The organism is Streptomyces sp. DF42 (genome assembly GCF_058267695.1).
Genome location: NZ_CM177859.1, coordinates 8,018,508 through 8,033,753, shown reverse-complemented (window position 1 = coordinate 8,033,753; position 15,246 = coordinate 8,018,508). Strand labels below are relative to the sequence as shown.

Genomic DNA, 15,246 nt, shown 5'->3' with positions numbered 1-15,246 from the left:
GCACCGTCGACTGACCAGCATCGGTCGGCGCGGTCGGTGACGGCTTCGGTCTCCTCCCTTCCCCCGATGGCTCAGGGAGGGTGCGGGCTGGCATCGCAGGCCGCCCGGCACCCGAAGCACCGCTGACGATTGCGGCGAGCTGATGACGGCTCGGGCAGGTGAACGCAGCCTGCTTCGAAGTGGGGCAACATAGCGCGGGATCGCCGGTTGGCCAAACCGGCGATCCCGCGCATCATCGGTGGTCCACCGCCATTACCTGCCCGTACGTCGGAAGGCACGACCACCACAACATCCAAAGCAGCCCAGCCCCGTACGCCCTCACGGTCACAAACACCGGACGGCTACGCCGCCGCGTAGCTGGCGCGGAAGAGGTCCACGGCCCGCTCCATGTCACGCTCGGAGCGCAACTGCACCTCCAGGTCGCCCGTGCCGTGGTGGCCCAGCACCGTCACATCCCGAGTGAAGCCAGGTATGAGGTCGACCTCCTTCGGGTCGGCCTTGAGATAGACGAGGAGCTTGGTCTTCTGCGGCGGGCAAACGCAGGCGAAGTTCCGCAGGCGCTGATACGCCCGGTACTGCTTGCGCTGCACCCGGCTGACGCCGTCCCCGAGGCCGAGCAGCACTTCATCAACCGCCTCCGCCAACTCCGCCAGCGCACCGCCCTGCTCTCGGGCGGGTGGCAGCCCGGCAGCGCTCCGGCGAACCCTCCGCGCGGCCGGCGTCCGCCCGGTGACGGAAGCCACGGTCTCAAGTCCGATCAGGTCCTTGCCGAAGAACCGGTAGCGGACCAGGTCGATGCTGCGCCTGTGCTCGCGTACGGCGTGCGCGTCGTAGCGGGTGAAGTCGCCGGCGACACAGATCAGCCGGGGTGCGCTCCACAGCACCTGGGACGCGGCCGATACCCCGAGCCGGTCGCGGACCAGGTGCCGGAAGGCGTCCTTGTGCGCCATCAGCCACGCCATGTAATACAGGCCCTGATTGATCACGCCGGCCGCGGTACCGCGCTTGAACTCCACGACCACCGGCGCCCCGTTCTCATCGAGCCCCAGCGAATCGATCCGGCCGCCGTCAGCACAGTCGATGACGTACTCGCTCGCCAGGAACCGTACCCCCAGCATCGTCTCCATGTGCGCCTCGACGAGGCCCTGCACATCCGCCTCGACCTCGGCAAGACGCGGCGCGACCTCCGTCACGCCGCCATTCGTCGTGTGGAACAGCTTCAGGCCCGACACCTTCCCCTCCTCGGCTCAAAGATCGAGAACGCAGGAGAGGGGTAGATCTATTTCCGCGCGGGCGCACCGAACAGGTGAGGAGATCTGAGACGGTGACCACCTGGCCCAGTCGGGAACCCCTGCATCCCATCCGTCCCAGAGGTGCCCTCGTCCCACATACGTCCCACAAAACCCCTGACAGCGTGTCAGTGAGGAAGAAAGTGGCAGGTCAAAGCACCTGTCGACGAGATGCGCCAGGCGCCTTCTAAGCACCTGGCGCTTCCAGTTCGGATTTTCCGGCACAAGTCGCTTGCAACGCTCGACGATCATCCGTAAGCCAGCCGACGCGGTCGCCAGCGCGTCGTTAGTACCACTACCCAGCCGTTCCTCAGCTGAATGCCGGCAAGACTCACGACTCGTTCCATCGAACTCGCCGCCCGTCAACGAATTCGCGACGCTGCAGTCGAGAGTGGGGTGCGCCTCCTCGCACAGGGAGCCACCTGGCAGGGCCCGCCGCCTCTCCTAGCCCCCGTGGATGCAGCGAACACGCCAGAAAACGACATCGAACAGGCATGCACATTGGAGTGAAGGCGACGAGCAGACCCGCGCGACGGGCACTCTGCCAAACTGCGCGTACGTCTGCCGGCACGAGCGGAGATCGTCGGCGTTTTGCCGATCCCCGCCCCTTGTCGGCGCTCGAATCCCTCGCTCGCCGTCGTGGTCTGCCAGTGCCCCGGATCAAGAACGCCGGACTCGAGCCCTGGCTGGATCAGGCCGATGCCGTGCGGACGTGCCCGCCGGTGAGGCGAGGAACGGCTTCCCGGATCCGTTCTTCACGGCTACTGCGTCCGATTCATTTGTCCAACGCGTCGAGCGCCCCGTCAACCAGGGCGCTGGTCAGGGCCCGAACGGCTTCATGTCCTGCCTCGGCAAGCCGGGACAACGCCGCATCCCACTCGGTAAGACGACGCAGGGTTTCGCTCCGGCGTCGTTGTTCCTCGATTGCCAACACGGGCAGACGCAGCCGTTTCACATCGATGCGGAGGGCTCCGCTTGTTCCGGTGGACGTTCGGGCTGCCTTCGTGGCGTTCTCGGAGCGTGTGAGAGCGCCGGCCGCGAACCACGGGTCGAGGAACTCCAGATCCACGCGCACGGCGTGCACGCCCGGCCCCAGCCGGGCTCCGATCTGCTCATCCGTCGCGACCCGGGCGACCAAGGTTTGGGCGATTGCTGGGATGAGGATGTCGTGGGCCCGTACCCGGGCCGCCGGGTCGTCGTCGGGGCTGACGGGAACTGAACCGCTGGCGGGTCGGCCGGCGATGACGTCCTGGCTCGTCAGCGCTGGTTCGTGCCGATCAGGGTCGGGGGCATCGCGGTGTGCGGCGCGGGCCGCATGGCGGTGCAGGCTCAGCGCCCCGGTCCGAGAGAGTTCGCCCAGCGTCGCAGTGGGACCGCCAGACGCCGTAGGCGCCTGGGCGGGGGCAAATTCTGGCAACGTATTTCGGAGGGAATTGAGTTGAGCCTTCACGACCGCTGGCATCTTGAGCAGGTCGTCGGGCGGGCACGGAATGGAGTCCGGGTTCGGCACGCGATGCCGGGGGGTGAAGTCAACGTCCTCGTCGAGCAGCTCGGCCAGCGGCACATCCCGGGCGAAGTCTGCATCCGTGGCCAAGGGTCCGTGTCCCTTACGGTAGCGGTCCCACAACGGAGCAATGTGGCGGCGCAGCGCCTCGAGACGGACCTTCGGGCGCACGTTCGCATCCAGAGGCACGTCGTCGCCGTTGACGAACAGCACACCTGTAGGTGGGGTGCTGTCCTCGTAGGGACGTTGGAGAAGCCATACATGCACGCCGTTGCCGCTGCCGACGGTCGCCGTCGGGGGGAGCCCGACGACTGCCTGCAGGGCGCCGCGCCGGACCAATTCGCTGCGGATGCGGCGTCCCGCGGGACGCGCAGCCACTGCGGGCGGCAGGAGCAAGGCGGCCCTCCCGCCGGGCTTCAGCTGAGCCAACACGTGTTGTACCCAGGCAAGTTCGGGTTCGGTACGCGGGGGCAGACCTCCATAGGCCCACCGGGGATCGAAGGCGAGGCGGTCGTGGCCCCAGTCGCGGGGACTGTGGGGAGGACTGCCGACGACGGCATCGACGTGGTCGACGGGGAAGGCGCCCTCAAGGAGCGGATCGCCGACGCGCAGGCACAGTTCGTCGCCGGTGCCCGAAGCGGCCCTGGCCTGCTGCCGCAAGACCAGCAGGCGCAGCAGCGCGATGCGCACGTGTTCGGGACGGGCGTCCAGCCCCAGAAGCTGTGGCGTGCCGCCTGCCGCGTTCACCCTGTCGAAGGCGGCGCGCAAGAATGTGCCGGTGCCGCAGGCGACGTCGAGGACAGAGGCGGCAGGGCCGACGAGATCCAGCATCAGGCTGACGACAGGCACGGGCGTATCGGTGAGGCCGGCCGCGCCTCGGGCTGTCACGTATTGCGCGTGAAGGTGCTCCAGAATTCCAACACGGTCCTCTTGGTCGCTCAACGAGCACGAGACCTCGAGGATCTCTCGGTGCGTTGGTGACCATGCGACCGGGAGGTCCGTCAAGAGCACGTCGGCGTGACGGGGTGAAGTCAGCAGACGCACGGCGTCGGCAAGTTGGCGAGGGGTGGGCACTTCGGCAGGCGCCGTCAGGAGTGTCAGGCCGACCAGGACGAGGGCCTCTGCGGACTGCCCGGCCGTCCCGAGCGCTTCCAGACGCTGCTGGAGTCGGTCGAGCGGGCCGACAGTGCGGAGCTTGCCCTGCTGGTCGAGCCATAGCTCAACCTCGTCCAGGTCGAAGGCGGGGCTCGCGGCTGTGCCGGCGATCGGCCGAGGGAAATCCTGGTGGCGTCGGCGCCAGTTACTCACTGCGGCCCGGCCGACACCTGCGATCCTGGCGATGCCCGTGGCCGTCACGGTGGTCGGTTCTTCTGTCACGCCATGCTCCCTGCGTCCTACCCTGTTTCTGCAGACAGAGCGTGAAGCGTACCTTCGTTCTACCGTGCGTGTATGTTCTTCACGCGTCGATGACGGCACCGCGCTCGGAACCGCGTGCAGTGCATCGAGGCACGGATCAGTTCCACGTTCCGTCCTCCTCGCATCCCTCGATGCCTTCGTCGATCTCGCGCACTTCTGGACTCTCCTCTCCGAATGCGAGGACGGCGTCGGGGCGCACGTCGACGTAAGCGGCGTGCGCCTGCTTCGACAACCCCTGTTCACACAGCAGGCCGGCGTGGTCGATGCCCAAGCGGACCACACCCTTCTCGATGCGACCGAAGTGGCCGACGGCCGATGCCAGGCACTCCTCGATGCGCTGGACGGCGCCTCGCAGATCACCATTGGCCGCCTGTGCGGCAGCGTCGGCGCGAACCTGGGCCAGGTCGTCCCGTCTCAGGTCGGTTCGCCGCGTCCGGCTGCGGGCCAAGGCATCCATCCGGGTACCGGGAGAGCGCCGCGGAGGCGGCGTTGACGGTTGCGGCGGGGGCGGTGGTGAGCACGGGGCACGCCAGAGCAGGGCCGGATCGAAGCGGCCGAGCCGGGGGCCACCCGTTCCCCTGAGGTCGTCCAGATGCGGGTGGCAAGCCCCGTACAGGGCTCGCGCGTCGGGGAAGCGCAGTTCCGGGTCCTTGTGCAGCAGCCGATCGATGATGTGGGCCAGCCATGGTGGGGTTTCGGGGCGCACGTCCCGGGTCTTGCGGGGCGCCTGATCAATGTGGGCGCGCGCCATCGCGTGAGCGGTCGGCGCGTTGAAGAGGAGTTCTCCCGTGACGAGTTCGAATACGAGGCAGCCCGTGGAGTAGAGGTCACTGCGGGGCTCGGCGAGACCGTCCGCGGCCTGCTCAGGGGCCATGTACGCCGCGGTGCCCGGCACCTGGCCGGTGGCCGTCAGTCGCGTCGCGTGGGGGTCGGAGACGGCGACGATGCCGAGGTCCACCACCTTGATGACGCCGCCTGACGCGATCATGACGTTGGTCGGCTTGAGGTCGCGGTGGACGAATTCGGCGTCGTGCAAACAGGACAGCGCGGTGGCGAGTTGAGCCAGGATCGCCGTGATCGTGGAGAAGGACAAGGGGTGATGGTTGGCCGCCAGCTCCGCCAGGGTGGGTCCCTCGATGTACTCCATGACGAGATAGGGCTCGTCGGCGTGGTATCCGAAGTCGTACACCTGGGGGAAGTGCCGGCAGCGGCTGAGCCCGGTGGTCGCCTTGGCCTCACGCTCCAGGCGATCCGCGTAACGCCCCTCTTCTCGTTCGACGTTGTGCGCGTGAAGCTGCTTGACGGCGACCTGCCGGTCAAGGCTCAGGTCGTACGCCAGGCTCACCTCGCCCATCGCGCCGCCACCAAGCCGGCGCACGAGGCGGTACCGCCTGGCGATGATTTCGTTCTGTGAACCCACCTGAGGTCCGTTCTCTGCAATGAATTTGACGAATCATCCGCGCGTGAACCGTAGCAGCATGTAACCTCCGGTGAATGTTGTTCACAGACACGGGTGTGAGGAGTGCGCGTGACTGAGTGGCCGCTGCCCGCAGGAACCACGGGTGACTCGGGCCTGATCAGAGTGTTCACCGGAGGCGCGAAGGAGGGGGACGAGGACTGCCCCACGCTGCGGGCCGTCAAGGCCCGGCCACGCCTTCGCCCCACGCACCGCACCCCCTACAAGCCGGCGGACTACGAACCGTTCGCCCTAGCCGCCGTAATGCGCCGGCTCGACACCGTAGAGTTCGGCCGCCCCCGGGACGATCCGGCCCGAGTGCGCCCCTCGCACCCCGGGCTCGAGCGCTATGCCGAGCATGCCGCAGCCCAGTACCTGGACGCGGTCAAATCCCTCGATCCAAGAGGAGAGTTGCTGCCCGATCCGCAGTACTGGGTCAAGCAGTCGAGGACAGCAGCCGAGGGTCAAGGCACTTCCACCGTGTACGAGTTGAGAGTCTGGGGGCGCTGCTACGCCAGCCGTGACCGTGCAGTGTGTGAGCTGCGCCTGCTCCGGTTCGGATCGGTGCAGCCCGGGCGACGCGGGCCGGCTGAGCGGGATCCGGCGGAGGTCGCGATGGCGGCATACGTCGCTGCCCACGGCGGCCGTGCACCGGAACCCACCCGATGGGGTGACGCGCACGACGTGCACAGCGCCGTCACCCCGCAGCGGGTACGGGTCGTGGAGATCGGCTGCCTGGACGGCTCGGTCCGTCCCCCGCTGTTCGACGGGACGCCCCAGGAAGCCGAAGCCGCCTATCACAAGCTCGCCGCGCCCCGCCTGCGCGCCACGGTCGATGCCGTGGACAGGCGCCCGGGCCCCGGATGCGCGACCTGCAAGCTCGCCGCTTCCTGCCCTGACCTGGCGCGCACGCCGGGCATCTTGCAGATCGCGGACGGGGCACGGCCTCGTCGCACCCTGTCCGTCACCGATCTGCGCCGCCATGCGAACTGCCCCGCGCAGGAACATCTGCGGCGCATCCATCTGCCCTACGACAAGGACGTCGAGCACGACCATCACGTGGTGCGCGGGCACGCGGTGCACGCCTGGCTGCAGCATCTGCACGCGCGCACCCCACAACGCCCCTGCACGCCGGACGACGCCCCCGCCGACCGGTCCGACTGGGCGGTCGACGACTGGCACCTGACGGGGGACGATGCCGAACTCGGTGCCCGCCTGATCGCCCGTCATGCCGCCGTGTGCCCGCTGCGCCACGCCGATCCGGATGCCGCGCTGGTCGCGGAAAGGCTCCTCACCTTCCACGACACACAGGCCGATGTCGTGCTCGTGGCCAAGCCGGACCTCCTGTACCGCAGTGGCGGTTCGGTGGTGTGGCGTGAGGTCAAGAGCACCAAGTACCGCACCCCGCGCGGGGGCAAGGACATCCTGGAGCTGTATCCCCAGGCGGCCCTGGCCGTGGTGTTGCTGGCCGACGGTGCGCTCGGCGGTGACGTGCGCCGCTCCCGCGTCGAGGTGGAGATCCTGCGGCCCACCGGACCGGACCTGGAACTTGTCTCCCCCCGTCAGGCCGACCGTGTTGCCACAGCCCGGCAGGTGCTCCACGACCTCGCCGCCCCGTGGCATGCGGACCGCACATCCGCCCCGAACCCGGGAACCCAGTGCGCCCGCTGCGAGGTGTCCCGTTGGTGCCCCGCCGCACCCTCCTCCTCTGCTTCGTCGTCCCTCCAGTGAAACGGACCACCGTGCCCCCCGATGACTCCGCGCTTGTCCCGCACCAGGGTCTGACTCTGCTGCGCACCGTGGCCTCCGCCGTCCTCGATCTGGATGCCCTGTCCGACCTCGGTACCTTCACCCTCCCCTACCCGGACGAGGCACAACGCGCCCTGGACCGAACCGTGCTGGCCTGCCTGCTGCGCGGCGCCGACCCACCCCTGAGCGTCAGCGACCTGCTCGTGTGGTGTCGCCAGCGGCCGGTGACCGAGTGGCCGCTGGACCTCCCCGACGGTCTGGCGGGCTCGGAAGACCGCCTCATCGACGAGGACGCCTGCGTGCCCACGGACCTGTGCTACGAGTGGGCCGTCGACCGGCCCGACTCGGCGACCGAGCAGATCGACCGGGCCCTGATCGGCCTGGCGATGGACCGCTGCCGCAGCGCCAAAGCCCCGGCCAGTTACGTGGCCTTCCGGCGCCTGCTCATCGAACATCCCGTGCTCACCCGGGACAAGGCCGCCGAGATCGCGCTGGAGCCGGCCTTCACCCCACTCGACGGACTGCTCCAGCAGATCTACCTGCCGGCCCCCATCGGCTGGGCCCGCGGGGGCCGGTTCACGTCGTGCCGGCGCTGCCACACCCTGCTCGCCCCCATGCGGGAGGGCGGTTGGTGGTGCGAGAACGCGCGCTGCCGGCACCAGGGTGACGCCCCCGTCGGCCCCGCGTACGACGAGCTCGAGGGCGGCGGCGTGCTGCTACTCACCCGGCCTTTGCGCCTGTTCGTCACCTCCCCCGGGGTCGCCGAACTGAGCCTGGAGCGGGCCCTGTTGCGCCTTCTCCTCACCCCTGAGCTGTGGCCGAACTACGACGCATACGACCTGCGGATCCCGCTGCCGGACGGGCGAGTATGGGCCGTCGATGTCAAGGACTGGGCCAACCCAGCGCTTCTCGGCCGCAACGCCGGGCCGCTGCCCAAAGATCCTCCCTACGACGAGGCGTTTCTCCTCGTACCCGACCACCGGATCGCCTTGCGCCGCGACTACGTGTCCGTAGTCCGCCGGTACCTGAGGGCCGAGGTACGCAAGTCGACGACCGTGCTCAGCCACCGGCAGCTCATGGCAAGGATCCGAACCACCCTGGCCGACGGCCCCGGCGGGCCGTTCGCCGACGACCAGGCGGAGGACGCCGATGCGTGACCAAAAGCAGTGGCGCGACGATCTCATCGCGAGCCTTCTTCCGTACTTCGCCGACGATCCCCAGCCGGACCTCGCGGCAGCCCGGTTGTGCGAAGTCGAACTCGGGCTCTGCCTGGTGGAACAGCTGCTGCCCGGGCATCCCGCACAGGCCGGCTGGACCCTCTTCGGCGGATACCCCTTCGCCGCCGCACTCGGACACGCCCAAACGCCCGCACAGCAGCGCATGCTGCGCATCGGCCGCCACCTGCTGTGGCCGCTGCGTCGGCGCCGCATGTGGACCCAGTCCCTCGACACCTATCTGACGCTCCCGCCCGAGCTGCGCGGCTTCCATCTCGCCGGCAAGGACGACACCCCCCGGCGGCGGAGCGTGTCCATCGCCCACCACCGGTGGGCCATCTACGCCCAGGCCCTCGCCGCGGCCCCGCCCTACCAGACCCGGTCGCTGCCACTGGCCGAGCCCGGCGCATGGCGCTTTCTGGAAAGCCGCACCTGGACCTCGGTGGAGCTGCCCAAAGAACTGCCCGCCGAGGAAGCGACGCCCCACGCTCTCGGATCATCGGCCGCCCCGGACGGCAAGCCACTGGAGGCCCCCTGGGAGGAACTCCTCGCAACCGCCACGTGGATGGAGGACCAGCTGCGCGGCCCCGACGACCCCGACGGCGGCGACTGGCGGCACAGACTGGAACGGGTCGAACTGTGCGTCCGCAAGCCCGAGTCGGGCGACTTCGCACCGGAGCACGAGGTGCTGCGGATCGACCGGATGCTGCATCTGCTCGGCATGGTCGGTGCCGGAAAGAGCACCCTGCGGGACATCCTCGCAGTCTGGGCGGCCACCCACGACAAACGCGTCACCTTGGTGGTGGGCGATGTCGCCGAGGCCCTGCACCTCGTGTCCCTGTTCACCGCGCTCGGCCTCAAGGCGGCTCCCGTCCTGGGGGTGACCACACGCGAGCAGCATCTGCAGCGCACCCACCGCCGCCTCGCCGCACAGGACGGCGGCACCTCCCTGCTCACCCACGACGCGCTGAGCCTCGACTACCTCAGCACGGCCTGCCCGCTCGATGCCCTGCGCGGAGTCGAGGCAGCGGAGCCACTCGCCTACCGGGCCGCTCCCTGCACGCAGCTCTTCCCGCCCAAACGGCGGCCAGCTCAACGCCCGCTCACCGCTCTGGCCACTGACGGATCGCAGGACACGCCAGCCCCGAACCTGCGCAAACGCCACGGCTGCCCTCTATGGCACCGATGCCCGCGTCATCACGGTGCCCGCGAGCTCGTCGCCGCGGACATCTGGGTCGCCACCCCCGCTGCCCTGGTCCACAGCGCCGTACCCGCCCACCAAAACGAGGAGCGCATTCGCTTCCTCGAACTCGCCTGCCGGCGCAGCGACTTGATTGTCGTCGACGAGGCCGACCGCGTGCAGATGCAGCTGGACACCATGTTCGCCCCCGCCGCCGTGCTCACTGGGCGCACGCCCAACTCCTGGCTCGACGAGATCCACCAGCACAAGATCGACGAACTGGCGCGCGGCGGACGCATCCAACTGTCCAACTCCACCGTCATGGAGTGGACGGCGGCCCTGCACACCGTCACGGTCGCCGCTGACCGCATTTACCACATGCTGCTGGGCCACCGGAGCCTGCGCGACTGGGTCGAGGCCGACTACTTCAGCTCGTGGACCCTCCAGTTCAAACTCATCTCGGACTGGTTCGGCAAGCCCTCCGACGCCGACACCGATCCGGCCGACACCCCCGACCAGCCCGCCCCCGAATGGGACGAGGACATCGGGCAGGCCGCCGACGGAGACGAGGAGACGCAACCTCCCGAAACCCGTCAGCCGGTCACACCAGACTCCTCAGGCGACGCGCGACGCGACGCCGTCGTGGCGGTCCTTGACGCGTTCCGCGACGACCCGCTCGGCGACCGCGAACCACGCGACCCTCAGGTCGACTCGCTGGTGCGACTTACCCGTCAGCTTCTGCACGCCATCCGCCCCCGCAACGCCCGCCGCCTGGTCGAGCGAGAACTGCTCTCGCTTGCAGGGGACGCCGTGCTGGAAAGCCCCGACAGCGTGAAAGAGCAGGTGCTGCGCTTCGAATTCACCCTCCTGCTGTCCGCCCTGCACACCCGGCTCGACCTGCTGACGGAGCTATGGCCGGGGGTCGAGGCCGCCTTGAACTTCGGGGCATCGAGCAACGTGCTGTCCCGCCGCCCGCCCGAGGACTACCGGCCGTTGGTCCCCGAATCACCCATGGGCAACATCCTCGGCTTTCAGTTCCTGTCCGAGGACGCAAGCCTGGGACAGCTGCGCAGCGGCGAACTGCGCTTCTTTCGCTGCGCCGGAAATGGTCGCGAACTCCTCCTCCAACTGCCGGAGTTGACCATCGCGGACGGTCTTCCCGGACCGAACGTGCTGCTCATGTCGGGCACCAGCTGGGCCGGCCGCTCCACCCGCTACCACGTGCTCACCGAGGTAGGAGCCCTCCTCAAGCCCCCGCCGGCGGAACGCGCCGCCATCAACGAGACCGTATTCACCACCCGCTTCCTGACCGGTCCAGACGGCCGCCCCCTCAAGCTGTCCGGCACCAAACCCCACCTGCGCCCCCTCGTCCTCGAACACATGCTGGACCGGCTGGCCCGTCGCGGCACCGACGGCAAACCCAGCGTGTTCGAACAGGAACTCGCCGCCGTGAACAACGAACGGCGCGAACGGCTCCTCGTACTGACGGGCTCCTACGACGAGGCACGTCGCGCGGCGGACATCCTCAACCGCATCCCCCGGTGGGCCGGAAAGGTGTGCCGCCTGGTCGCCGACGACGCGGACGAGGAGCCCGCGTTCTACTCCAGCCCGGCCATGGGCCCCGACGGCGGCACGGTCGTAGCCCTGCGCCGCGGCGACGTGGCCAATTTCGCCTCAACCGGCATGGAGATCCTGGTGGCTCCCCTGCTCGCAGTCGAACGCGGCCACAACATCCTCGACCGAGGAGTCGCCGCGATCGGCTCGGTGTTCTTCCTGGCCCGCCCCCACCCCCGCCCCGACGACATCGGCCTCGCCGTGCAGGCCGTCAACGACTGGGCGGCACGCCTGCAACGCGACGGCACTTTCGATGAGTTCGTCCGCGCACAACCGAGCCTGGACAAGGCCGGCGCCCAGTTCCGCACCCTTGCCCGCGCACGGTGGCGACACCTGCTCAACCATCCTCTGGCCTGGAGCCGGCTGAACGAGGACGAGAAGATCTCCTTCACCTGGGACCAGTTGGTCGTCATCTGGCAGGTCATCGGCCGTCTCGTGCGCGGCGGCGTCCCCGCCCGCGTCGTCTTCGTCGACGCTCCATTCGCCACCCGGGCCGCCGCAGGCAAGACGGTGCCAGATACCTGGCGGACGAGTCTCCTGCTCGCCATGCGGCACGTCCTGGACCCTTACCTCGCTCCGCCCCCGGCCGACGAGACGACCCCCGGCGCTGTACCGATCACTGCTCTGGACCGAGCCCTCGTCAAAGCCCTGTACGAACCCCTACACACCGCGCTCGCCGGCATCGTCCCTTCCGCCCCGGACCCGACCGACTGAACCGCACGGCCATTCCCTTACCCCTGTACACGAAGGGACCTCCACACGTGCCCTCCTACCCCACCGTCAGATTCACCGCGTTCGAGCCCGCCCGCGGCACGGACTTCATCCGCCAGACCCACGGACTCGCCTTCCCCGCCTCGTGGCGGGCCGAGGTACTGGACTTCTACCGGATCGGCAAACGCGAACCGAAAAGGATCAACCAGGTACCTATCCGCAGGCTCAACGAGGTCATCCGTGCCGTGGCACCCGACCTGCTGTGTGTCGCGCGCGGCGCCACACTCGACGACAACACCCCATGGCTGTACGCAGAAACGCCGCTTCCGCTCCCTGTCATGCGGCAGCTCATCCACGCCTGGATCCGTGACCTGCACTCCCCGCGCACCCGTAAGAAGTACCCGGACATCACCGAACGGGCCACCAAGCTCAGCGCCTCACTGGACGTGGCCGGGCTGACCTGGCAGCCACACACCGTCGACCTCTTCGCGGGCACAACCTCGCCCGGCGGCACCTTCGAGCCGGACCCGCTGATCCACCAGCTCCTGCCCGACGCCCTCGCACAGAGCATCGCGAAACTGGATCCCTACCGCTTCGAGGGCGTCGAGATGACGTTCAAAATCGCCGCCGCCGAACGCGGCGCCGAGCTCGTCTCCTGGCCGCCGCGTGACCACCAGGATGACGATGGAATGTGGTGGAAGTTCTCGTTCGTCATCACGCTCACCGTGCAGACCGTGCCCTTCGCTGGCGACTTCCGCCTCCATGTCCGCACGGGAGTTCGCCGCTGGCGCACCGGTGGGCCCGTGCCCGTACCGTATCGGCGGGCCGTGTCGGCGTACCTGCTCGCGCAAACGCCCTGGCTAGGGCAGTCGACAGGAACCGGACGGCTCTCGGTGTGCCGACTGGCCATCGACCGCAACACGTCCCTGCCCCAGTGGACGCGCGGAGGCCCCCAAGGCATGCTCAGCAGCCTCCGGTTCTCTCGCGAACTCCCGAACGCAGCGGCAGTGCAGGAGAACCCCGACGCCTGGATCCCCGGGAAGGAAGGCATCCAGATCAGCGTCGTGCATGCCACGTCGATGGGCGGCCATGGCGTCGGCACCGGTCTCATGCCGCGCGACCGTTCCCCCCTTACCGACTGGGCAGCCGGGGCGTTGCTGCCTCACCTCACCCAGCTCGGCGACTTCACCCGCAGCCGATTTCCAGTCCTCCCACGCAATCTCCCCAAGACTCCGACAGCCAAGACGAAGGAGGAACGCGCCCTCCAGAAGGTCGAGTTGGAGCGGAAAGGCCACAACGAACGACGCGCCGCCCTGGCACGGGTACTCGACGGCCGGCCCCTGATCGTCGAAGCGCGCTGGCAGAACGACCGCACGCGTGACGCCCTGATCGAGCAACTGGCAGTCTTGTTGGGCCTGGACGGCCCGGGCGGAACGGACAAGGCCGTACGTACCTGGACGGCACCAGAGCTGACCGTGCGCCTGTACCTGGAAGACGCCGGTGTCGTCGCCGCCCGGCTCGACTTCCCCGACGGCCAGCCGAAACGAAAGACCCTCACCACAGCGATCAGTGCCCGCCGGCGAGAGATCGCCGAACTGTGCGAGCGCGACGAACGACCAAACGTCCAGGCCGTCGTGGTCGAGATCGGCCACCCGAAGTCCTTCCGGCCCGACATCGTGGACCCCAAGTTCGCCGTACGCCTCGGGTATGCCGATGCCGGACGGTTGACAAAGTTCATCACCTTGCCGAGCTCGCACTGGAACACCGCCACCAAGAAGAGCATCGCCCACCGAGCCCTGCAGGCGTGGAACGACGTCCTTCGGCAACTGGGCGTCTGCACGGCACCGGAACACAGTGTGGACGAACTGCCCAAGGACCTGGAGTACGTCGCACTGTGGATGGTCAAGCGCCGCGCCGACGGGCCCACCCGCAAACGCCGCACCTCCCCTGTCGCCGTCAAAATGAGCGCAGCCGACAGCTCGGTCATGGGGTGGGACCCCGATCGTGGGGACTGGATTCCGTACCCGGAACTCCTGCTCTCTCTCGCCCGCCACGCCGAGATCCCGGGCGAGTATGAAGAGTTCGACGAGGAAGACCAAGACGGCGAGGACGGTGAAGTCACAGGAGCGACCGGGGAGGAGGACGCGCCGAGGCAAGAAGCCGAGGATGGAAAGAGACAACGCACCACGACCTGGGTTCCCGATCTGGACGATCAACGGGCCGAGACGGCCCAGTTCATCCGGGCGATGCTCTACAGCCTGCGCGACCGCCACGTCCTGCTGCTCTCGCACGCGCAGAACTCCCGTCTGCACTGGCCATGGCTGACCAACGGCCGACTGCGCCCCGACGCCCTCCAGTTCGGCCCCAACCCGGCCCAGCACATCACCCTGTACGGCGAGAATCTGTGCCATGTGCGGGTACGCGACCACGCATCCGACGAAACCCCCCAGTGGTTCGCCCCGGACGACGACACCGCCGATCACGGCTTCGCGAGCGGCCTGTGGGCCCACCCGGGCGCCGACGACGACCACCGCGTGTACTACAGCACCGGCGAAAAGCCCCACACAGCCAAGCACGCGGTGAAGACCGCCTCGAAGATTGCCACCCGGATCCCGCTGAAGAAGAAGAAGCGCTCGGAGGATGAAGAGGACAAAGAGCCGGAGCCCGTCATCGACACGGGCACCAACGCATGGAACCCGGCCGCACTGGAGATCGCGGTTGTCGCCGTGCCAGAGAAATCCAGCGTGCCGGGACCTTGGGCCGCCATCACCCACCAGTTGCGCCGCGCGCCTGACTACAACGTGACCCTAGGGCTTCCACTCCCGCTCCACATGGCGGCAAAGACCGCACAATACGTCCTGCCACACGACGGCGAATCCGACGAGTCCTCCGGAGAGGAAGGTTCCCCACCGAGTCGGTGACTTGCAGGCTCATCCCGCACGGGCATGCGTGGCGGGCCGGCGTCGTCACCTCGCGGCACTCGACTCCGGCCGCCCAGCGGCTGAGGTCTTGGTCTTGCCCGCCGACCCACGGTCGGCACACCGTCCACCTCGACGTAGTCGGACCATCGGTTTACCCAGCCGGGATACTGCTCGGGGAGGTTTTCCCGCAGT

7 protein-coding genes are annotated in these 15,246 nt (G+C 68.5%); 4 read left to right on the top strand and 3 right to left on the bottom strand.

What is annotated here, in order from left to right; genetic code table 11:
* Positions 1-341: 341 nt before the first annotated feature.
* From ACYUED_RS36745 to ACYUED_RS36735, 3 genes are all read right to left on the bottom strand, one after another.
* Positions 342-1,232: a DUF5655 domain-containing protein gene (locus ACYUED_RS36745; protein WP_491288882.1), complete on the bottom strand. Its 891-nt coding sequence runs from the start codon at positions 1,230-1,232 to the stop codon at positions 342-344.
* Between the two features lie 832 nt (positions 1,233-2,064).
* Positions 2,065-4,170, bottom strand: a complete 2,106-nt coding sequence (locus tag ACYUED_RS36740) for an N-6 DNA methylase (protein ID WP_491288881.1) — start codon at positions 4,168-4,170, stop codon at positions 2,065-2,067.
* A 136-nt stretch (positions 4,171-4,306) separates the two neighbouring features.
* Entirely contained in the window at positions 4,307-5,629 is a 1,323-nt protein-coding gene (locus ACYUED_RS36735; RefSeq protein ID WP_334450383.1) for a serine/threonine-protein kinase, read from the bottom strand.
* Positions 5,630-5,737: 108 nt separating this feature from the next.
* Between ACYUED_RS36735 and ACYUED_RS36730 the strand changes: the two genes are divergently transcribed.
* Genes ACYUED_RS36730 through ACYUED_RS36715 form a run of 4 tightly spaced genes read left to right on the top strand, consistent with a single transcriptional unit; the run spans position 5,738 to position 15,054 of the window.
* On the top strand, positions 5,738-7,396 hold the full coding sequence (locus ACYUED_RS36730) for a PD-(D/E)XK nuclease family protein (protein ID WP_159083318.1): 1,659 nt from the start codon (positions 5,738-5,740) through the stop codon (positions 7,394-7,396).
* Between the two features lie 11 nt (positions 7,397-7,407).
* Complete coding sequence (locus ACYUED_RS36725; RefSeq protein ID WP_491288880.1) at positions 7,408-8,571, top strand: pPIWI_RE_Y domain-containing protein; 1,164 nt, start codon at positions 7,408-7,410, stop codon at positions 8,569-8,571.
* Positions 8,564-12,136 carry a pPIWI_RE_Z domain-containing protein gene (locus tag ACYUED_RS36720; protein WP_107446502.1) on the top strand — a complete coding sequence of 1,191 codons (3,573 nt, stop codon included), beginning with the start codon at positions 8,564-8,566 and terminating at the stop codon, positions 12,134-12,136. Before ACYUED_RS36725 ends, ACYUED_RS36720 begins: the two co-directional genes overlap by 8 nt.
* 47 nt (positions 12,137-12,183) lie before the next feature.
* Positions 12,184-15,054: a pPIWI_RE module domain-containing protein gene (locus ACYUED_RS36715; RefSeq protein WP_491288879.1), complete on the top strand. Its 2,871-nt coding sequence runs from the start codon at positions 12,184-12,186 to the stop codon at positions 15,052-15,054.
* The last annotated feature ends 192 nt before the right edge of the window (positions 15,055-15,246 follow it).

Excerpts from the sequence above, each read along its gene's own strand:
- ACYUED_RS36720 (WP_107446502.1), top strand. The coding sequence starts at position 8,564 with ATGCGTGACCAAAAGCAGTGGCGCGACGATCTCATCGCGAGCCTTCTT.